This is a genomic window from Actinoplanes sp. NPDC049118 (genome assembly GCF_040648555.1).
GTDB lineage: Bacteria > Actinomycetota > Actinomycetes > Mycobacteriales > Micromonosporaceae > Actinoplanes.
Map to the genome: position 1 here is coordinate 69209 of NZ_JBEZDY010000032.1, position 20052 is coordinate 89260.

Below are 20052 nucleotides of genomic sequence, written 5' to 3' on the forward strand. Positions count from 1 at the left end.
CGGAGTTGAGGCTGCACTACGCGGCGAGACTTGCCCTTCACCCAGAAGCGTAAACATCGTCGTGCCGGGTATGTCACACCTCGTGGCTATCGTGCAGCGTACCGTCCCGGCCCCACCCGAGCGCGTCTTTGCCGTCCTCGCCGACGGCTGGAGTTACAGCGACTGGGTGGTCGGCACCGTACACATCAGGGACGTAGATCCGCACTGGCCGCAGGTCGGCGCGGAGCTCCACCACAAGGCGGGCCCGTGGCCGCTGTCGCTGCACGACAGCTCGACGGTCGTCGCGGTCGAGCAGGACAGGTCGTTGACGCTGATCGCGGGCCTGTGGCCGCTCGGTTCGGCCCGGGTCAAGCTAGTACTGGAACCGGTGGACGCCGGCGCGACCCGGGTCACCATGGAGGAGGACTTCGAGGCCGGACCCCTGCTCTGGGTCCGCAACAAGGTCAACGATCTGGTGCTGCACCGCCGCAACATCGAGTCGCTGCGCCGCCTGTCCGACATCGCCACCCGCGCGGCCGGCAGGACGGCGGCCTGAGCCGGGTCAGCGGTAGACCGCTCGATGGGCGGCGCTGATCGCGGCCTGATACAGCCTCCCGGTCAGCGCGCGGTCCCGGGCCAGCGCCGCCCGGGCCGCGTTGGCACCCGGCGCACCGTGCACTCCCCCGCCCGGATGCGCCGACGCGCTCGCCAGGAACAGTCGCTCCACCGGCGTGTCCGCCCGGCCGAGGCCCGGGATCGGCCGCAGGAACAGCTGCTGGAACGCCGCCGCCGTCCCGCCGCCCAGTGCCCCGCCGACCAGCGACGGGTTCTCCCGCTCGAGGTCGGCGGGGGAGAACACGTTGCGGCCCACGACCATCGTGCCGAAGCCCGGCGCGTACTGCTCGAGCACCGCCTCCATGCGGGCCACGTGTGCCGCGATCTCGTCCGCGGACCAGCGCCCCCGGTGCGGCAGGTGCGTGTACGCCCAGACCGACTCCGTACCCGCCGGCGAGTGTGAGGCGTCCGCCGTCGTCATCTGGCCCAGCAGCAGGAACGGGTGTGGCGGCGTCTCCCCGGTGGCCAGGTGGGCGGCGTACCGGGTCAGCCCGTTCAGGTCGGCGCCGAGGTGCACGGTTCCGGAACCGGCCGCGGCCGGGTTCTTCCACGGCATCCTGCCGTTCACCGCCCAGTCCACCTTGACCGTCGCGCCGTCCCAGCGGAAGTGCTCCAGGTCCTGCGCGACACGCGGCGGCAACCACCGGGCGCCGACCAGGTCGAGATAGAGCGTCGGCGCCGGGACGTCGGCGAGCACCGCCCGGCGGGCGCGCCAGTCACGCCCGTCCGCCGTCCGTACCCCCATCGCCCTGCCCCCCGCGACCAGCACGCGGGTCACCGGGGTCTCGTAGGTGATCCGCCCGCCCCGCTCCTCCAGGCGCCGGACCAGCGCCGAGGTGATCTCCTGGGCGCCGCCGACCGGGACCGGCCAGCCGACCTCCTGGCCGAGCATCGCCAGCAGCCAGCCGTAGACGCCGCCGCCCGCGTCCTCCGGCGACAGGTCGGTGTGCAGCGCGCAGCCCGCCAGCGCCAGCCGCGCGCCCTCGCCGCGGAACAGCTCCGAGCCGAGTTCGCGCGCCGACAGCACCAGCCGGCGGGCCAGTCGCAACGAGCCGCCGACCCGCAGCCGCCGGGCCAGGTCCAGGCCCGGGCGCACCGGCGGGAAGGGCTGGAGCAGCGCCTTCAACAGCTGCGGGGAGATGTCGCGCCACTGCGCGTACGCGTGCCGCCAGCGCTCACCGTCGCCCGGCGCGAACCGCTCCATCGAGGCCATGGTGCTTTCCAGGTCCCGGGTCACCGTGGCCGCCCGGCCGTCCGGGAGCAGATGGGTGAACACGTCCGGGGCGTGTGTCCACTCCAAACCCTGCTCCTGCAGCTCCAGCCCCTTCAGCACCGGCGAGGCGAAGCCGAGCGGGTAGAAGGAGCTGAACAGGTCGCTCAGGTAGCCCGGTGCCGTGACGTATCCGGAGCGGACCGCGCCGCCGGGCCGCGCGGTCGCCTCGAGGACCTCCACGCTCCAGCCCGCGTCCACGAGCAGGTTCGCGGCGACCAGGCCGTTGTGCCCCGCTCCGATGACCATCGCATCCGCACGCTCCACCGCGACCAGCCGCCTCTCGTCCCGCTCGCCGTACCCCGCCGATTTCGGCGCAAACACGGGTGCGGCGGATGCCGGGTCAGCCCCAGACGGTCACGGTGCCGACCTCGGACTCCACGTCCACCGCGTACCTGTTGCGGGCGGTGACCCAGCCGGCCGGCGCGACCAGCACCCCCGCCTCTGCCCGCGCCCGGCGCGTCCAGGGCACGGCCACGAGCTCCGCGCCACCGCGCAGGCGGAAGCCCAGCGGCGTCCCCGCCGGAATGGCCACCGCGATCTCGCCGACGCCGCCCGTCAGCTTGATCGGGACCGTGCCGCGCGGCGGCGGCAGCCGCATGCTCACCAGGCCGGTCCCCGAGCCGAGTTCGACGCGGCGGATCCGCCCCGAGGCCAGGTCCAGGTGCTGCTCGCCCGCGCCGGCCGGCAGCCGGATGTCCCAGCGCACGGCCCGGTTGAGCAGGATCTCGACCGTGTCGGGGCCGTCGGCGCCGGTCGGCCGGAGCCCCAGCCGCACCCGGCCGGGCGTGCCGGTGACCGCGGGCGCCAGCCCGGAGTCGGCGGGCGTGCTGATCCGGTAGAGCAGTCCCGGCAGGTCCGCGAGGCGCACCTCGACCCGGGAGGCGGCGTCCCGGACGATCAGGAAGGCGCCCTTGCGGCCGTGCAGGGCTCCCGCGAGGACATGTTGCTGCGGCCCGTCCTCGGCCGGCATCTGTCGCGCACCAAGCGTCGACACCGGCGAGCAACCGGCCACGGCGAAGCTCGCCAGCAGGCCCGCGACCAGCAGAAACAAGGGTCGCGTACCGGCCGTTGAGCGACGACGACGCTGCGCAGTGGGCACCATCGGACAACCCGAGATCGGCCGAAAGGGTGACGGCGAAGCGTCCAATTCCGGTGAGACTGTCCGAATGCGTTCTGCCGGTTTCCTGTCCGAGCGTCAGCGCCGCTTCGCCTGGCTGGGCTTTCTGCTCGCCGCCTTCCAGGCCCCGATCGCGGCCCGGCTGGTCGACGACGCCTCCTGGCTCTTCGCCGTCGTCGTCGCCCTCGTGGTCGCCACGGTGATCCTGGCGGACGACGCCCAGCGCCGTCGCCCGGAGGCCGAGGCCGCCGAGTAGGTGCGGTCAGCGGGCCTCGTGGCCCTTGCGACCGTGGGTGCGGCGCCGCTCCTTGAGCTCGGCCTCGTAGAGGTGCCGCCGGCCGCCCGCCAGTTCGTCGCGGGCGTCCCGCTCCACCGCGCGGAAGTCGGCGTAGTAGCCGTCGTCGAACTCCTCGACGAGCTGGAACGTCCAGTGCCCCGGCACGATGTTGCGGCCGATGAGCTCCCGCTGGATCCGCTCGGCGATCCCGGCCTGCCCGGCCTGCATGAACAGCGACACGGCCTCGTCGAGCTTGAAGTCGGCCTGCCCGGTCAGCTGGTGCACCTCGTAGAGACACCCGCGGACGCGCTCGACCACCTCGAGCGCCTCGCTGAGCTTGCCCAGCGCCTCGACCGTCGCGTCGCTCATGCCCTCCGGGCGCCGGTGCGCGTCGTCGGGTCCCTCGTGCGTCACAACCGCCTCCGTCACCGCCGGGGTCCGGTGCCCGGCTTCCCCCGCCGGCCGGAGTTCAACCGAGCTGCACCGGTCAGGGAAACCGTTGCATACCCCAGCATCCCTAACGTTCCGCTCATGAATGGCCTGTTCAGCGGCGCTGCCGCCCGTGCTGCCCTGCGTTCCGCCCATGCCTGCCTCGAGGAGCTGATGAAGTCCGTCGGCAATTCCGGCCTCGCGGCCGCGGCGGAGTCACCGGGGCTGCTCGCCCTCGTCGACCAGCATGCCGCCGGCGTCCGCGACAGCCTGTCGTCGGACGTCCGCCCCCTCACGGCGGTCATTCTCGCCGCGTACGCCGAGGGCGTCCGCGACGCCGCCTTCAAGCACGGCTGGCGCCCGCCGGCGGGCCCGGTGGACTGGGCCGACCACGACTGGGTGCTGAGCCGCCTGCTGGCGGTCTGCTCGCTCGCCCGCACGCTGCCCGAGAGCCGCTGAACGCCGCACACCGCTGACAGGCCATACCGACCGTTCTGGGGCCGGTACCGGGACTCCCGGTGCCGGCCCTTTCGCTCACGTCCCGTCGCCGGGCTGCTGCGTCCGGATCACCTGGGTCTTCTCCTCCTCGCCGGATCCGCCCTGCCGGGGAGGCGTCCGCCGCCGCCGCTCGCTCTCCGGGATGATCGCCGTCGTCTCCGGATCCGCGGCGATGTCGACGGTGGCGTCGGAGTCCTCCGTCTTACCGCCCGCCGCCGGCGTCGCGGCATCGGCACGGGCCGCGTCGCCGGGGCCGGGCTCGCCCTGGTCTGCACCGTCCGGATCATCGGCCGCCCGCGCGCCGGCATTCACATCCGTGGTGGCATCCGGATCATCGGCCGCCCGCGCCGGGCCGCCACCGACGTCCGCCGTGGTGTCCGGATCCGCCTCCGGGCCGGTGTGTGCCGTTGCGCCGACCGTCAGCCGGGTCGTGGTCTCCGCGCCGGCGACGAGCGGCTCCGGTTCGCCGAATCCGGGTACCGGATGCGGCCGGTCGTCCTCGCCGCCGCTCTGTTGCAGGGGGATGATCTGTGTCGTCTCCACGGCGGCCGCCCGCGCCGCCCGCTGCCGCTCCGCCTCGGCCGCCGCCCGTTGCGCCTCCAGCGCCCGCTGCCGCTCGGCCTCGGCCGCCTCGCGCTCCGCCGCCAGCCGGGCGGTCTCGGCGAGGGCCTCTTTCCGGGCGACGCGCTCCTCTTCGGCGATCCGGGCCTGCTCGGCGAGCCGCGCCTCCTCGGCCGCGCGTGCCGCCGCGGCCTCCTCGGCCGCCTTCTTCTCGGCGGCCGCCCGGGCCCGCTCGTCGGCGTAGTTGCGGGCGTGCTCGCGGATCGCCGCCGACTCGGCGCCGGCCCGCTCCAGCCAGACCTCCCATCGCTGCTGCATCGGCCGGATCAGCCCGCCGCCGACCCCGACGATCAGCACCCCCGCGACGGTGGCGAGCACGGCGATGAGCACCGGCTGGGTGACCGCCGTGGCGATCTGGACCTGCTCCAGCGCGGCGATGACGCCGAGCGCCACGATCAGCCAGTACGCGGCCTGCGCCAGCACCCGGCCGTAGGGCAGCCCGCCGAGCGCGCTGCCGATGAGGTCGCGGACGGCGCCGCCGATCGCCGCGGCGACCACGATGATGACGATCGCCACGAACGCCCGGGGCAGCCAGGCGACGAGCGCGGTGAGCAGGTCGCTGACCGCGTTCGGGCCCCAGATGCCGAAGGCCAGCTGCAGCGCGAAGAGCAGCACCGCGTAGAAGGCGATCTTGGCGCACAGGTCGCTCGGCTCGACCCGGCCGCCCAGGGCCCGGCCGATCGCGCCGCGTTCGACCGCCCGGTCGAAGCCGACCCGCCGCAGGGTCTTGCCGACCACCGTGCGCACGATCCGGGCCAGCACGTAGCCGATGATCAGGATGGCGATGAACGCCAGCGCGATCGGCACGAACAACAACACGGAACGCCACATGTCGCTCAGCGCATCGCTCAGATCGGGCCCGGTCATCCGCTCTCCTCCAACGCCCGCTACCCGCCCGGCATCGATGCCGGCTGTGCCGACCATAGGTCGCCCCGGGCCTGATCGCAGGTCGGCGGGGCCGGCGTTCCGAACCCGGCCGGGTGCGTTGCGAAAGTCGATCATGGAGTCCGGCGCCCCCGGCCCCTGTCGAATATGCGACACCGCGGGCCGCCGGGCCGCCGAGGCCGGCACTGCGGACAGTGGCCGGGCGAGGACACCGGCCGGCGGCGGCGGTCCGTGGACGCACGCCGGCTCCGGAGCGGATCGTCGCAGCTCAGCGACGTGCCCCACGACGCAGGGCCCGAGGGACGCCGCCGCCTGACGGGCGAGGATCGAGGGCACCGGGACCGGATCCCGCACACCCGGACCACGCATCGTAAGATCTCGCGGGGACGGGTCACGAGCGGCACACCCATCTCACCTGCGCGTACCGGTCATAATCGGACGACCGTATGGTGCCCCCATCGTCCGAACGGCCGAGGCGGGCTACGCTCATCTCATGGTCGGCATGGGGAGCCCTTCAGCGATGACCACGCTGCCCAACCAGACCGGCGCGCCGGCGGGGCCTCCCGCCGACTGCGCCGCCCGGGTCCGCGTCCACCCCTGGAGCGGCACGTCGCTGGGGCCGGCCGAGGCCTGGGATCCGGTCGTCCGCGCGACGATCGACGTGCTCCTCGCCTCGCCGGTGCCGATGGCGCTGGCCTACGGCGACGACCACGTGCTGGTCTACAACGACGCGTACGCGGAACTGCTCGGCGCCCGGCATCCCGCCGCGCTGGGCAGCCCCGCCGCCGAGGTCTTCGGCGAGCTGTGGCCGGCGCCCGGCGTCGGCGGTGTCATCGAGGACGTCTACCGCACCGGCCAGCCGTTCCTCGAGGCCGAGACGCAGGTGGCGGTGGCCCGTGGCAGCGCCGGCCAGGTCGAGCAGGCCTCGTTCACCCGCGGCCACTCGGTGGTCCGCGACGCGCAGGGCACCGTCGTCGGGGTGCTCACCGTGGCGGCCGAGACCACCCAGGTGACCCGCCGGCTGCAGAGCCTGGGCGACCTGACCGCCAAGCTCGCGGCGGCGCTGACCATCGACGACGTGGCGCGGGTCGTCCTGGCGTACGCGATGACCTCCTTCGACGTGGACCACTGCGTCTTCGCCGTCGACGACGGGCCGGAGTTCCGCTACGTGCGCCGCATCCGCGGCGAGATGATGGACGAGGCCGACGAGCGGCTGCCCCCGCTGTGGAAGCGGATCGGCAGCGACCCGGCGTCGCCGCTGGTCGCCGCGGCACAGACCGGCCGCCCCCTGTTCCAGCCGGACGGCTCCCCCCTCGCCAAGATCGCTACCGACCGGCACGAGCGCCGCATCCGGGCCCTGGCGGCGATGCCGCTGCGCACGGCCTCGCTGGTCGGCGCCCTGACCATGGGCTACCGCACGGCGCACACCTGGCTGCCGGCCGAGCGGGCGCTGCTCTACGCGGCCGCCGAGCTGGTCGCGCAGGCCGCCGAGCGCGCCCGCCGCTTCGAGGCGCAGCACGGCACGGCCCAGCTGCTGCAGCGCAGCATGCTGCCCGAGCACCTGCCGGAGCTGGAGAGGTTCCGGATCGCGGCCCGCTACGACGTCGGCGTCGACGGCAACGCGGCCGGCGGCGACTTCTACGACGCCTTCGAGCTCGCCGACGGCCGCCTGGCGATGGTGCTGGGCGACGTGGCCGGCCACGACGTCCGGGCGGCCGCCGTGATGGGCCAGGTCCGGGCCGCGCTGCGAGCGCTGGCGCTCACCGACCCGGCGCCCGGCACGGTCCTCGCCGGGCTGGACCGGCTGGTCACCTCGCTGGGCGCGGAGTCGCGCAACGAGGAGATCTTCGTGACCGTCGTCTACGGGGTGCTGGACCCCGCCGACGGCACGATCACGGTGGCCAGCGCCGGCCACCCGCCGCCCGTGGTGCGCCGCTCGGACCCGGAGGGCGGGCCGGCGACCGCGGAGCTCGTCCGGGTGCCGCCGGGCGCGCCGCTGGGCCTCGGCGGGCAGTGGCGGACGGCGTCCCTGCGCCTGGAGCCGGGCGACTCGATCCTGCTGTTCAGCGACGGCGTGGTGGAGCGCCGCCACCGGCCGTTGAGCGACGGCCTCGCGGATCTGGTGGCCGCGGCCGCGGCGGCGACCAGCGGCGACCCGCGCAACCTGTGCTCGCTGGCGACGGCGGCGGTGGCCGGCCGCACCGACGACGACGTGGCCGTGCTGGCCGTCGAGCGGGCGGTGACCCTGAGCCGCTCGGCGACGATGCTGGTGGCGGCCGAGCCGACGGGCCCGAGCCGGGTACGGCAGTGGATGTCGGCCCGCCTGCGCGAGTGGTCGGTGCCGGAGCCGGTGATCGGCGCGGCGATCCTGTGCACGAGCGAGCTGACCACGAACGCCCTGCTGCACGCGGGCACCCCGGCCCAGGTGCACATCGACCTGAGCGCGGAGCGCCTGCTGGTGTCGGTGGCCGACACGGGTACCCGGGGAAGCGTCACCCGGGCCCGCACGGACACGCTCAGCAGCCGGGGCCGCGGCCTGGGCCTGATCGAGGAGCTGACCGACACCTGGGGCACCGACCCGACCGTTCGCGGCTCGACGGTCTGGTTCGAGATGCTCATCCCGCCGCGCTGAGTCGCGCCGCGCCGCATGTTTCGCCCCCTGGCGGGGCAGTCTGCCTGCCGTGCAGCTGTCCGATCTTCTCTTCGCCCTGTTCGGCGTGGCCGCCCTGCTGGCCGGCATCCTCCCGCGCGTGCTCGAACGCCGGCCCCTGTCCATGCCCATCGCCTTCCTCGCCCTCGGAATGCTCGTCTTCGCGCTGCCCCTGGGCCTGCCGAAGATCGATCCGGTGGCCCACCCGGAGCTGACCCAGCACCTCACCGAGGTGTGCGTGATCGTCGCCCTGATGGGCGCCGGCCTGAAGATCGACCGCCCGCTGGCCGGCCGCCGCTGGTCGTCGACGTGGCGCCTGCTGGCCGTCGCGATGCCGGTCACCATCGCGGCGGTGGCGCTGCTCGGCTGGTGGTGGGCCGGCCTGGTGCCGGCGGCGGCGCTGCTGCTCGGTGCGGCCCTCGCACCCACCGACCCGGTGCTGGCCGCGGACGTCCAGGTCGGCGAGCCGACCGACGAGGAGGACTCCGAGGACGAGGTGCGGTTCGCGCTGACCTCGGAGGCGGGCCTCAACGACGGGCTGGCCTTCCCGTTCGTGTATGCGGCGCTGGCGATGGCCGGCGCCGCCGTGACCCACGAGAGCTGGCTGGCCGAGTGGGTGCTGGTCGACGTGCTCTACAAGAGCGTGGTCGGTGTGATCGGCGGGCTGGTCATCGGCAAGCTCCTCGGCAAGCTCTTCTTCCAGGCGCCCAGCCGCGAGCTGCGCCTGGCCCGTCACGCGGAGGGCTTCCTCGCGCTGGCCGCAACGTTCCTCGCGTACGGGCTGGTCGAGGTGATCGGCGGGTACGGCTTCCTCGCCGTGTTCATCGCCGCGCGCGCGATCCGGTCGGCGCAGCGCTCGCACGAGTACCACCAAGTGCTGCACGACTTCGCGGAGCAGATCGAGCGGCTGCTGACCGTGTTACTGCTCCTGCTGCTCGGCGGAGCCGTGGTCGGCGGCCTACTGACGCCGCTGACCTGGCCCGCCGCCCTCGCCGGCCTTACGCTGATCTTCCTGATCCGCCCGGTGACCGGCTTCCTGTCGTTACGCGGCGCTCCGGGCCGCACGGCCGAGCACTGGGTGATCGCCGCGTTCGGGATCCGCGGCATTGGTTCGTTTTATTACCTCGCCTATGCGACGAGCCACGCGACGTTCCCGAACGTGGATGTCATATGGGCGACAGTGGCTTTAGTCGTGGTCGTGAGCGTCGTGTTGCACGGCGTTGCGGCCACGCCGGTGATGCGGCTTTTGGATAGGTCCAACGAACGATCCCGGACCCCGGAAGAGCGCCACGCTCAGTAATGATCGCAACTCTGAGTAATGCATGCCCCGCGAGTTCGTAGTTTATTTAGGACATTGAACCCGGGCATGGTGGCAGAGCGTATTCATACCTGTAAGGTGATCGGCACCTCCCCCAAGGCCGAGATTCCACGATGGAACGACAGGAAAGGTGCGGCCGATGCGAATTCGGGGCTTTGCGCCGGCGACCCCCTGCTGGGTCGAACTGGCGAGTGCGGATCCCGCCCGGGCAGCGGATTTCTATGCCGGCCTTTTCGGCTGGGAGGCGGCCGGCGACCGGTTCAAATTGGGCGGGCGCGCCGCGGCCGGCCTGACCCGGGCGCGCGCCGACCGCCCCGTCGGCTGGCTCACCTATCTCACCGAGCACAACCTCGAGGCGTCGATCAACCGGGTCCGTGAGGCCGGCGGCCGGCTGGTCTCCCCGCCCGCCGACGGGCACGGCGGCCGCTCGGCGCTGATCGCCGACCCGGCCGGCGCCCTGCTCGGCCTCTGGGAGAGCGGCGACTTCACCGGCGCCCAGGTGGGCGGCGAGCCGGGCACGATGACCTTCCCGGAGCTGCTCACCGACGACGCGGTCGCGGCGGCGGGCTTCTACGGCCGCGCGTTCGGCTGGCTGCTGCGCGACGAGTACGGCAGCGACGGCACCCGGGGCGAGTGGATCACCACGGCCCACGACGCGATGGCCGGCCTGGCGCCGAGCCGCGGCGGCAACTGGTGGCGCGCGGCCTTCCAGGTCGCGGACTGCGCGGAGACGATCGAGCTGTGCCGGAGCCTCGGCGGCGGCATCATCGCGGGCCCGACGGACATGGGCTTCGGCAGCTACGCCGAGCTGCTCGACCCCTGGGGCGTCCCGTTCTCGGTGGCGGCGCCGGCGGCCCTGCCGGTCGAGCTCAGCATGTCCTTCACCCCCGCGGCCGGCATGGAGCTGACGTTCGGGGCGTAGCGGTACCCCAGATCGGGAAATGTGGAAGGCGCCGGACCCCGGGTCCGGCGCCTTCTCCGTGTGCCGCGCCGAGTGTCAACCAGAGTTGACAGGCCGTCCGTGTCAACGTAGGTTGACAGCATGACCGAAGCAACCGATCTCGCCGCGGCCGCGGGCAGCGCCGACCCACGGGTCGGCCTGCGCGCGGTGGTGGCGCTGCGCCGCCTCCTGGAGGGCCTCGAGCACCTCCAGGTGGCCAACGCCCGCCGCAAGGGCTGGTCCTGGCAGGAGATCGCGGACGCCCTAGAGGTGACGCGCCAGGGCGTCCACAAGAAGCACGCCGGCCGCGTGCCGATGCAGGACCCACGGGAGGGCTGAGATGTTCGAGCGATTCACCCACGCAGCGCGAAACGTCGTCGTGCGCGCCCAGGAGGAGGCCCGCGAGTTACAGCAGGCCCCGATCGGGACGCAGCACGTGCTGCTGTCACTGCTGGCGGACGAGACGGGCCCGGTCGCCTCGGCGCCGGCCCTGCGGGAGCGGAACATCGACGCCGCGTACGTCCGGGCCGAGATCGTCCGCCGCGTCGACGGCGGCGCATCGCCGTACCGGGACGTGCTGGCGGACGCGGACGCCGAGGACGCGGCGGCCCTCAAGGCGATCGGCATCGACCTGGACGCGGTCCGCCGGGCCATCGAGGAGAACTTCGGCCCGGGAGCGCTGCGCCTGCCGCGGAACGCCCCGCCGAAACGCCGGGGCCTGCTCGGCCGCTTCACCGGCGGCGGGCACACGCCGTTCTCGCCCCGGAGCAAGAAGGTCCTGGAGCTCTCGCTGCGCGAAGCGATCCGCCTGAAGCACAACTTCATCGCCCCGGAACACATCATGCTCGGCATCCTGCGCGAGGGGCAGGGCCTGGCCGTGCGGATCCTGACGGATGCGGAGGTCGATCTCGCCCGGCTGCGCGAGGACGTCACCCGCTCCGTGCGGGACCAGGCGGCCTGAGCCCGGGATCCGAGCGGCAGGACATGCCTATTCCGGCGGTCGCCTGGGTATTACCGGCGACCTGGGCGACCGCTGGAGGCACGATGAACTACCGCGTCGAGTACAACGGCGATGACATCGATCTTCCCACCCTGGACGCCGCGCTCGACAACGCGAAGCGTGCCATCGCCTCGGACATCGGGCCGATCAGCGGGTGGAGTGTCGAGCACGACGAGTCGATCAACGACTGGTTCATCCAGGGCGTCATCGACGGCGAGGCCGTCGGTGCCACCGCCGTGGTCACCGGCCCGGAGCCGACGCTGACCGCGCGGAACCACCCGCGGCACGCGCCGGCCCTCGCCGACGATCTCGCCCGCCGCCGGGTGTTCACCGGGAGCACGCCCGCGGACGTGCTCGCGATGGCCGCCAACTGGCTCGCCGGGCGCACCGAGGTGCGCGCTGTCGACGATCTGGGCTGGCGGTACCGCACCGACGGCTTCGAGCTACGCGTCTACTACCGCTCCTGACCCGCGGGCACCACGACCGCCGGACCGGGCCGACCACTGCGCCAGCGCCGCCTCGCTGGTCACGTGGTCCAGGGCCACGATCGCCGCGCCCCGCAGGGCGCCGTCGTCGCCGTGCGCCGCGTCGACCACCGGCGGCGGCTGTCCACGATGGAAGGCCATCAGACCCTGGTCGTACGCCCGCGCGAACGTGCCGGGCGCGGCGGCGCGCAGCGGGGCGGCGAGCCCGCCGAGCGTGACGGTGTCCGGGTCGTGCACGTTGACCAGCGCGCCGATGCCGGCGCCGAGCGCGGCGGCGACCGTCTCCAGCGCCCGCCGGGCCGCGGGGTCGCCGCGGTCCAGGACCTGCCGGGCGTATCCGCGGGGGTCGGACGGTGCGGGTTCGCCCAGGTGCCGGGCGAGCGCGCGCCCGTCGACGTCGAGATCCCAGCAGCCGCGCGCCCCGCAGGGACAGAGCAGAGCGCGATCGCCGTACGGCTGGTGCCCGTACTCGCCCGCGGCGCCGTGCGCGCCGGTCGCCGGCCGGCCGTACACGGTGAACGCCCCGCCGATGCCCACCTCGACCATGAGATGCAGCGCGGCGCCGGCACCCACCGCCGCACCGGTACGGGCCTCGGCGACCCCGGCCAGGATCGCGTCGTTGCCGGGCAGCAGGGGCAGCGTGGTTCCCGCGGTCAGCACGGTCAGGTCGACGTCGCGCCAGCCGAGGGTCGCGGACTGGGCGAGCCTGCCGTCGTGGATGGTCCCGGCCACCGCGACGGCGACGGCACGCAGCCGGTCGCCGTACCGGGCGCGGGCCGCTTCGAGCGCCCGGCGCACGCAGCCGAGCACGGCTGCCGGGTCGCGGGTGGCGTGCCGGGCCCCGGTCACGTCGTACGGGCGGCCGTCGAGCCCCGCCACCGCGTACCGCCAGTCGGCCATCCGGACGTCCACCGCGAGCACGACCGGCCCCTGCGGGTGTGGGCCGAGGATCGTCGTCGGCCGCCCGCGGCCCTGCGGCGGCGCGGGCGTCTCGGCGAGCAGGCTCAGCGCGCGCAGCCGCCCGGTCAGCTCGGTGGCCAGCCCGCTGGCGAGTTGCAGGTCCCGGGCCAGGGCCGCCCGGGTCCCGCCGGGATTCTCCCGCAGCCAGGCCAGCACCTGGGACGCGGTGTGCCAGCGGGCCTGCTCGGCCCGGCGGCGGATCGGACCTGGCATGACCGGCACCCCCACTCTTATCCTCGCAGTACGAGGATATTGGAGGACGACGTGGACCTGACCATCATCGCGGCGGTGCTCTTCGACATGGACGGCACCCTGGTCGACTCGGACGCGGCCGTCGAACGCGCCTGGAGGACCTGGGCCGGCGAGTACGGCGTCGATCCGGACGCGGTGCTCGCGGTCGCGCACGGCGCACCGGCCGAGCGCACGGTCCGGCTGATGCTGCCCGGCCTGGCCGGCGACGGCGTGGCGAGCGCCGCGGCCCGCCAGCTCGAGCTGCAGTACGACGACCTGTCCGACGTCGTGCCGACCACGGGCGCGCACGAACTGCTGGCGGCCCTGCGACTGCCGTGGGCGGTCGTGACCAGCGCCGACCTGCGGCTGGCCAAGGCCCGGCTGGACGCGGCCGGCATCGAGGCGCCCGTACTGGTCACGGTCGAGGACGTCCGGGCCGGCAAGCCGGATCCGGAGGGCTACCTGCGCGCCGCCGAACTGCTCGGCGTCGCTGCGCGGCGCTGCCTGGTCGTCGAGGACGCGGAGGTCGGCGTCGCCGCGGGCCGGGCGGCGGGCGCCAAGGTCGCCGCGCTCAAGGGCGTCGACGGCGACCTGCGCATCGAGGACCTCACCCGGCTGCACCGGCTGCTGAACCCCTGACGGGAGGACCGTGACGGCCGCCACCGCCGTATCGGTGGTATTTCAGATTTGAAAGAGTTACCGTCGACAGCATGACCCGACCGCTCAGCGACAGCCAGCAACAGGCCTGGCGAGCCTTCGTGGAGAGCAGCTGGGCGCTGCACACACGGCTCGAGGACGACCTGCGCGCCACCACCGGCCTGAGCATGTCGGATTTCCACGTCATGGTGGTGCTCTCCGAGGCGCCCGGGCACCGGGTGCGCATGGGTGAGCTCGCCAACCGGCTGGTCTTCTCGCCGAGCCGGTGCACCTACCAGATCACCTCGATGGTCAAGCGCGGTCTGGTCCGCAAGCAGAGCTGTTCCGACGACGGGCGCGGCCAGGAGGCCGTCCTGACCGACGCCGGGCTGGCCGCGCTCACCGCCGCCGCGCCGCTGCATCTCGCCACCGTGCGGGAAACGTTCATCGACGACCTCGACGACGCCGAGATCGCCACCATCACCCGCGTCTTCGGGCGCCTGGGTCCGCGACTGCGCTCGCTGCCGGTCACAGCCTGAGGGAGAGAGAAATGCCCGCGATCACCGTCGACGACGTCCTGGTCCTGCCGCGCCTGCCGCAGCCCGACCCCGCCACGACCAGCTACCGGCCCGTGCACCGGCTCACCACCGCGCCGTCGGGCTACGAGGGCGAGGGCTTCCCCGTCCGGCGCGCCTTCGCCGGGGTGCCGACGAACGAGCTGGACCCGTTCATCCACCTCGACCAGATGGGCGAGGTCGATTACGCGCCCGGCGAGCCCAAGGGCACGCCCTGGCACCCGCACCGCGGCTTCGAGACCGTCACCTACATGATCGACGGCCAGATGGACCACCAGGACTCCAACGGTGGCGGCGGCTCGATCACCAACGGCGACACACAGTGGATGACCGCGGGCGGCGGCATCCTGCACATCGAGGCCCCGCCGGAGCGGCTGGTCACCAGCGGCGGGCTCTTCCACGGCCTGCAGCTCTGGGTGAACCTGCCCCGGGCGGCGAAGATGATCGCCCCGCGTTACCAGGACATCCGCGGCAACCAGGCGGCGCTGCTGACCACGCCCGACGGCGGCAGCCTGATCCGGGTGATCGCGGGCGAGATCGCGGGGCACGCCGGCCCCGGCTCAACCCACACCCCGATCAACCTCGCACACGTCACCCTCCAGCCGGGCGCCCAGCTCGACCTGCCCTGGCAGCCCGACTACAACGCGCTGGTCTACGTGCTCGCCGGTCGCGGAACGGTCGGCGTGGAGGCGCGCCCGATCCAGATCGGCCAGCTCGCCGCGCACGGCGCCGGCGACACGATCCGGGTCGCCGCCGGAAAGTCCCAGGACTCGAACGTCGCGGCGATGGAGCTGTTCATCATGGGCGGCCGGCCGATCCGCGAGCCGGTGGCCCAGTACGGCCCGTTCGTGATGAACACCCGCGAGGAGCTCATGCAGGCGTTCGAGGACTACCAGAAGGGCCGCCTGGGCGTCATCCCGGCGGAGCGCCTCCCGCACGCCGACTGACGGCGCGGGCCGGTCACCGGGCCCGCGATCATCCCCGGGCGCCCGGCTCGCTCGCCGAACCCGGCCCGGCGAGTCCGGCTCCGACCAGCCGGGCGGCGGCCGCGGCCCGGCGCGAGACGCCGAGCTTGGCGTACACCCGGCCGACGTGGATCGACACCGTACCGGGGCTGAGGTAGAGCCGGTGGGCGATCTCCTTGTTGGTCAGGCCCTCGGCGACCAGGGTGACGACCTCGGTCTCCCGTGCGGTCAGCGCGGCCAGCCCGCCGGCCTTGGCGCCGTCGTCCGGCGCCGACAGGGCGGCGTCCAGCCGCAGCCGGGCACCGCGCGCGCCGAGCTGATCTCCGGCCGCGGCGAGCAGGTCGGCCGCGAGCCGGGCCGCATCGGCCGCGGCCGCCGGATCGGCGCCGAGCAGCGCGTGCGACTGCGCCAGCGCCGCGTAGCCCCGGACCCGGCGGCCCGGCGAACCCGCCGCGAGGCGACGGGCCGACGCGGCGCAGGCCGAGGCGGAGGTCGCGAACCCCCGGTCCGCGCACGTCATCGCGGCCAGTTCGAGCCAACGGACCCGCACCAGCGGATCGCCGCCGGAGGTCTCCAGTTCGCCACCGAGGCGGTCCGCGGCGCTCGCGTCGTCGCCGAGGCGCACCCAGTCCCCCACCGCGGCGCCGCCGACCAGCCGGGACGCGACCGCGCCGTCCTGCTCGTGTGCCCGCTCCGCGAGCCGCGCCGCGGCCGCGGCATCCCCCTGCCACAGCGACGACCAGGCGAGGCACGCCGTGGCCTCGGCGAGCCGCGCCGGACTGCCGCTGCGCCGGGCGTCGGCGGCCGCCCGGTCGAGGCTCTCCGCGGCACGCGGCAGGTCGCCACCGAGCAGCCGCGCCCGCCCGGCGATCCCGTGCAGCGCGGCGAGGATGTCGAACCGGTTCGACCCCCCGGCGACGGCCAGCATCCGGTCGGTGTGCCGCAGGGCGTCGCCGATCCGTTCGGCCGCCAGCTCGGCCTCGGCCAGCCAGCGGACGTCATCCAGCACGGCGACGAGCCGGTCGTCGACCATGGCGTCGACCAGGTCGGCCGCCTCGTCGAGGCGGGCCGCGACCCCAGAGCGCGCACCGTCGCTATCAGGCTCGGCATCCGCAGACCCACCGAGACGAGCGGCGACCCCAGAGCGGGCACCGTCGCTATCAGGGCCGGCATCCGCAGACCCACCGAGGCGGGCGGCGACCCCGGAGCGGGCACCGTCGCTATCGGGGCCGGCATCGGCCGGCCCGGCGGGGTCGGTCATGAGATCGGCCAGCGCGAGCAGCGCCGACGCGGCGATGCGGGGCGCGCCGCCGACGGCGTGGTCGAGGACCTCGGCGGACCACCGCCGTGCCGTGGCGGCGTCCCCGCGCAGCATCGCGCCCGCGGCCAGGGCGCCGGCCAGCTCGGCGTCCGGCTCCGAGGCGTCCGGCTCCGAGCCGGCGGCGTGCGGTCCGGGGCCCGCGGCGACGGCGGCGCGCAGCGCCCCGAGTTCGCTGCGGAGCAGGGCGTCGGCCTCGGCATGCCGGCCCAGCAGCCGTTCCGCACGCGCCGCGAGCACCGCCGCCTCCGCGCGGCGGCCGGCATCGGCGGCCGGCAGCTCGGCGAGCAGCCGGTGCAGGTGCGCGCGGCTCTCGCCGTGCCGCCCGGCCAGGCCCAGCGCCCGCGCACACCGCAGGAGCAGCCGGGTACGCCGCTCCGCGGTCGCCGGCCCCACCGGCAGCAGCCGCAGCGCCGCGGTGAACCAGCGCGCCGCGTCGGCGGGCGCCCGGTAGGCGGCGCCGGCCGCGGCCCGGCTCAGCGTCTCGACGGCGTCCTCGTCGCCCGGTGCGGCGCAGCGCTCGAGGTGATCGGCCCGGTCGGCCGCGGCGGCGCCGCGGTCGCGCAACGCCGCGGCGGCCCGGCCGTGCGCGGCCAGCAGCCAGCCCGAGGGGGCGGACGCGTAGGCGGCGGCCCGCACCACCTCGTGCCGGAAGCGGAATCCGGCGCCGGAGGGGGCCGGGCGCAGCAGGTCGTCCGCGACGATCCGGTCCAGCGCGCGGTAGACCGCCGCCGGATCGCACTCGGCGACGGCGGCGATCAGCTCCGGATCCGCCGGGTCACCGGCCACCGCGGCGGACCACACCACCAGCCGCTCGATCGGGGAGCCGGCGAGCAGCTCCGGCTCAAGGGCCGCCAGGACGCGCTTCGGCACGGCTCCGGGCGTACCGGCTGAGCCGAGCAGGTAGAGCGGGTTGCCCTCGGCCGCCTCGTGCAGGTCGGACCGCCGGTGCGGCGGCGTCGACGGCGGCAGCAGGGTCGCCGATTCGGCCGGGGTCAGCGGCCGCAGTGCGACCCGCCGAACCTCCCCGGCGTCCGCGGCCGTGGCCAGCGCCGCGGCGAGGTCGCCGGTGAGCTGCCGCGGCCGGTGCGCGAGCACGAGCAGCACCGGGCCGAGCGGCGGGTGCCGCACCAGCTCGGCGAGCAGCTCCGCGGAGGCCGGGTCGGCCCGGTGCACGTCGTCGACGATCAGCACCTGGCGACGCCCGGCGCCCGGACCCGCCACCGAGCGCAGCACCTCGGCGAGCGACGAGATCGGCGGCCCGGCGCCGGGACCGCCGTGCGCGCCCGGCTCACCGGGAGCCGGCTGCCACGACGCCGGGGACCCGGCCCGCCACGGCAGTACCCGGCATCCGGCGTCGGCCGCGTACCGCCCGAAACCCGCCAGGAGCGTGGACTTGCCCATGCCCGGTTCGCCCGCGACCTCGGCGACGATCCAGCGGCCGGCCGGGCCGCAGCGGGCCAGCGCCCGGCGCAGCGCGCCCAGCTCGGGCTCCCGGATCGCGGCGGTACCGTACTCGTGCTTCTCGTCGGACCCGTTCCAGGTCATCTGTCCCTGTCCCCCACCACTGGACCACCCGGCGCGGTCCGGGGATCACGCTGTCAGGCGGGGATGGGCGCGCACATCCGTAAGTACCCGCATTGCGGTACACGTACGTGGGCCGTGGGGACGCCGTCAGCCGGGCGGGCGCTGGTAATGAGACTAGCGGCGGCGATCCGCGACCGGGATAGTGCGAACGGCATATTCGCCCGCCGGCGGCGCCCCCGCCCAGGGGCGCCACCGGAAAGCGGGCGTCCGTCAGGGCGCCCGCCGCACCGCTCAGTTCGGGAACGAGTTCGGGTCCACGTCGGTCGTCGACGCGTTGCCGCCGATCACCGAGCTGAGCGTGATCGTCCAGATCGAGGCCGAGACCGACGTAGAGGTGAACGTGGTGGTGAACTTGAACGTGTCGTCGAACTTGCTGAACGAGCAGTCCCGCATGAAGCCCTTCTTCGCCGCGTTCCAGTCCGCACCCGACGCGGTGTAGACCCGGTAGGTACCGTCGCGGACGCCCTTGGCCGTGTAGGTGCCGCCGGCGCGCACGTAGACCGTGAAGACCGGCTTCGGCTTCTTGCCCTTGGTCGGCACCAGGCTGATCGTGGTGTCGTCGGGGCCGTTCTTGATCTTCAGGTGACCGCGGCCGCTCGAGCTCGAACGCTTGACGAACGTGCCGGTCTTGAGGCGCCGGTTGGTCTCCTTCGGCGCCGCCGGCAGGAACTTGCCGAACTTGTACTGCGGGTCGGCGACGGCGAGCTTCCTGGCGTCCTCGCGGATCCCCTCGGCCCAGCCGGACTGCAGCAGCGACGTCCACGGCGACGCGGCCGGGCAGTCCTGCTTCGCCGAGGCGGACTCCTCGATCATGTCGCCCATGCTGCCCAGCTCGAGTGTCAACTGCTCGTGCGCCGTCTCGGCGCCGGCGGGCGGTTCGATCGCGCGCAGCTTCTCGGACTCGGCGCGGATCGCGCCCGCGGCGGCCGGGGCGGCCTTGGCGAACACCGCGCTGTCCGCGGTGTTGAGCTTGCCGAAGGTCGAACCGATGGCCGTGTCGGCGGACGCCAGGGCCAGTACGTATTGCTCCGGGGCGAGCGGGGCGGTGGTGGCCGGCGCGGTGGTCGAGGAGCCGCCGGTGCGCTTGCCAGCCCGATCGTCGTCGTCCCCGCCGGCGAACACGCGGACGACGCCGCAGCAACCCAGCGCGAGCACCACGGCGAGCGCGCCGCCGATCAGCGAGTTACGCCGGGCGTTGCCCGGCTTGGCCGTCGGCGGCCCGGCGAACGTCTGCGGCTGACCCGGGAAGGGCTGGCCGGGATAGGCCTGCCCGGGATAGGGCTGGCCCGGGAAGGGCTGACCGGAGACGGGCGGCTGACCCGGGAAAGGCTGACCCGAGACCGGCGGCTGACCCGGGAAAGGCTGACCCGAGACGGGCGCCTGACCGGGCGGCGGGTAGCCCGGCGCGGGCGGGCCGGAGGCGGGAACGCCGGCGAAGGGCGGCGGCGGCGGGAACGGCGTCGAGACCCGGACGGTGACCGCCACGTTGCCGGCCGTAGGGGTCTGCACCCAGACCACCGCGCCGTCGACGGTGCCCGGGGGCACCACCACGTTGAGCGGGCCGTGGGTGGGCGACCAGACGACCTTGGTCGTGCCGGTGGCCGCTTCCGCCTGCGGGACCTCGATGATGGCGCTGCTGATATTCGGATCCCCCGTCATGACGACGAGTATGGATTAGGCGGCCGACCCCTCG

Annotated in this window: 18 protein-coding genes and 2 pseudogenes; 13 read left to right on the plus strand and 7 right to left on the minus strand. The window is 74.4% G+C overall.

Annotated features, from left to right (window positions below; genetic code table 11):
- Positions 1 to 82 precede the first annotated feature (82 nt).
- Positions 83 to 535 carry an SRPBCC family protein gene (locus AB0B58_RS36060; protein ID WP_360233518.1) on the plus strand — a complete coding sequence of 151 codons (453 nt, stop codon included), beginning with the start codon at positions 83 to 85 and terminating at the stop codon, positions 533 to 535.
- A gap of 6 nt (positions 536 to 541) precedes the next feature.
- Here AB0B58_RS36060 and AB0B58_RS36065 read toward each other — a convergent pair whose 3' ends face one another.
- Both AB0B58_RS36065 and AB0B58_RS36070 read right to left on the minus strand, forming a co-directional pair.
- Positions 542 to 2113 (minus strand): NAD(P)/FAD-dependent oxidoreductase, encoded by a 1572-nt coding sequence (locus AB0B58_RS36065; RefSeq protein WP_360233613.1) that lies wholly within the window; start codon positions 2111 to 2113, stop codon positions 542 to 544.
- Positions 2114 to 2207: 94 nt separating this feature from the next.
- Positions 2208 to 2918 (minus strand): hypothetical protein, encoded by a 711-nt coding sequence (locus AB0B58_RS36070; RefSeq protein ID WP_360233521.1) that lies wholly within the window; start codon positions 2916 to 2918, stop codon positions 2208 to 2210.
- A 115-nt stretch (positions 2919 to 3033) separates the two neighbouring features.
- Here AB0B58_RS36070 and AB0B58_RS36075 point away from each other — a divergent pair, with 115 nt between their 5' ends.
- Positions 3034 to 3240, plus strand: a complete 207-nt coding sequence (locus tag AB0B58_RS36075; protein WP_360233524.1) for a hypothetical protein — start codon at positions 3034 to 3036, stop codon at positions 3238 to 3240.
- A 6-nt stretch (positions 3241 to 3246) separates the two neighbouring features.
- Here the strand turns inward: AB0B58_RS36075 and AB0B58_RS36080 are convergent, their stop codons facing one another.
- Positions 3247 to 3630 (minus strand): hypothetical protein, encoded by a 384-nt coding sequence (locus AB0B58_RS36080; RefSeq protein ID WP_360233616.1) that lies wholly within the window; start codon positions 3628 to 3630, stop codon positions 3247 to 3249.
- 162 nt (positions 3631 to 3792) lie between these two features.
- On the opposite strand from AB0B58_RS36080, the gene AB0B58_RS36085 reads away from it, so the two are divergent.
- Positions 3793 to 4149 carry a DUF6401 family natural product biosynthesis protein gene (locus AB0B58_RS36085; protein ID WP_360233527.1) on the plus strand — a complete coding sequence of 119 codons (357 nt, stop codon included), beginning with the start codon at positions 3793 to 3795 and terminating at the stop codon, positions 4147 to 4149.
- A gap of 846 nt (positions 4150 to 4995) precedes the next feature.
- Here AB0B58_RS36085 and AB0B58_RS36090 read toward each other — a convergent pair.
- Positions 4996 to 5676 (minus strand): annotated as a pseudogene (locus AB0B58_RS36090) (hypothetical protein); the annotation flags it as partial.
- 538 nt (positions 5677 to 6214) lie between these two features.
- On the opposite strand from AB0B58_RS36090, the gene AB0B58_RS36095 reads away from it, so the two are divergent.
- From AB0B58_RS36095 to AB0B58_RS36125, 7 genes and pseudogenes are all read left to right on the plus strand, one after another.
- Positions 6215 to 8326: a SpoIIE family protein phosphatase gene (locus tag AB0B58_RS36095; protein ID WP_360233529.1), complete on the plus strand. Its 2112-nt coding sequence runs from the start codon at positions 6215 to 6217 to the stop codon at positions 8324 to 8326.
- A 49-nt stretch (positions 8327 to 8375) separates the two neighbouring features.
- A complete protein-coding gene (locus tag AB0B58_RS36100; protein WP_360233532.1) occupies positions 8376 to 9644 on the plus strand; it encodes a cation:proton antiporter in 1269 nt (422 codons plus the stop codon).
- A 157-nt stretch (positions 9645 to 9801) separates the two neighbouring features.
- Positions 9802 to 10584, plus strand: a complete 783-nt coding sequence (locus tag AB0B58_RS36105) for a VOC family protein (protein ID WP_360233535.1) — start codon at positions 9802 to 9804, stop codon at positions 10582 to 10584.
- Between the two features lie 120 nt (positions 10585 to 10704).
- Complete coding sequence (locus tag AB0B58_RS36110; protein WP_023560874.1) at positions 10705 to 10941, plus strand: hypothetical protein; 237 nt, start codon at positions 10705 to 10707, stop codon at positions 10939 to 10941.
- 1 nt (position 10942) lies between these two features.
- A pseudogene (locus AB0B58_RS36115) lies at positions 10943 to 11131 on the plus strand (Clp protease N-terminal domain-containing protein); the annotation flags it as partial.
- 45 nt (positions 11132 to 11176) lie between these two features.
- Positions 11177 to 11563 (plus strand): Clp protease N-terminal domain-containing protein, encoded by a 387-nt coding sequence (locus tag AB0B58_RS36120; protein WP_360233619.1) that lies wholly within the window; start codon positions 11177 to 11179, stop codon positions 11561 to 11563.
- Positions 11564 to 11646: 83 nt separating this feature from the next.
- On the plus strand, positions 11647 to 12069 hold the full coding sequence (locus AB0B58_RS36125) for a hypothetical protein (RefSeq protein ID WP_360233539.1): 423 nt from the start codon (positions 11647 to 11649) through the stop codon (positions 12067 to 12069).
- Here AB0B58_RS36125 and AB0B58_RS36130 read toward each other — a convergent pair.
- A complete protein-coding gene (locus AB0B58_RS36130) occupies positions 12046 to 13260 on the minus strand; it encodes an ROK family protein (protein WP_360233542.1) in 1215 nt (404 codons plus the stop codon). The two genes, AB0B58_RS36125 and AB0B58_RS36130, sit on opposite strands and share 24 nt — an antisense overlap.
- A gap of 51 nt (positions 13261 to 13311) precedes the next feature.
- Here AB0B58_RS36130 and AB0B58_RS36135 point away from each other — a divergent pair, with 51 nt between their 5' ends.
- The 3 genes from AB0B58_RS36135 to AB0B58_RS36145 all read left to right on the plus strand — a co-directional run bounded on the left by AB0B58_RS36135 (position 13312) and on the right by AB0B58_RS36145 (position 15436).
- On the plus strand, positions 13312 to 13917 hold the full coding sequence (locus AB0B58_RS36135; protein WP_360233545.1) for an HAD-IA family hydrolase: 606 nt from the start codon (positions 13312 to 13314) through the stop codon (positions 13915 to 13917).
- A 71-nt stretch (positions 13918 to 13988) separates the two neighbouring features.
- The gene (locus AB0B58_RS36140) at positions 13989 to 14453 is read left to right on the plus strand and encodes a MarR family transcriptional regulator (RefSeq protein ID WP_360233548.1); all 465 of its coding nucleotides are present in this window, start codon (positions 13989 to 13991) and stop codon (positions 14451 to 14453) included.
- 11 nt (positions 14454 to 14464) lie between these two features.
- Positions 14465 to 15436, plus strand: a complete 972-nt coding sequence (locus tag AB0B58_RS36145) for a pirin family protein (protein WP_360233551.1) — start codon at positions 14465 to 14467, stop codon at positions 15434 to 15436.
- 28 nt (positions 15437 to 15464) lie between these two features.
- Here AB0B58_RS36145 and AB0B58_RS36150 read toward each other — a convergent pair whose 3' ends face one another.
- Together AB0B58_RS36150 and AB0B58_RS36155 are read right to left on the minus strand one after the other, a co-directional pair.
- Positions 15465 to 18320 (minus strand): LuxR C-terminal-related transcriptional regulator, encoded by a 2856-nt coding sequence (locus AB0B58_RS36150; protein ID WP_360233553.1) that lies wholly within the window; start codon positions 18318 to 18320, stop codon positions 15465 to 15467.
- Between the two features lie 270 nt (positions 18321 to 18590).
- Positions 18591 to 20018 carry a hypothetical protein gene (locus AB0B58_RS36155; RefSeq protein ID WP_360233556.1) on the minus strand — a complete coding sequence of 476 codons (1428 nt, stop codon included), beginning with the start codon at positions 20016 to 20018 and terminating at the stop codon, positions 18591 to 18593.
- Positions 20019 to 20052: the final 34 nt, after the last annotated feature.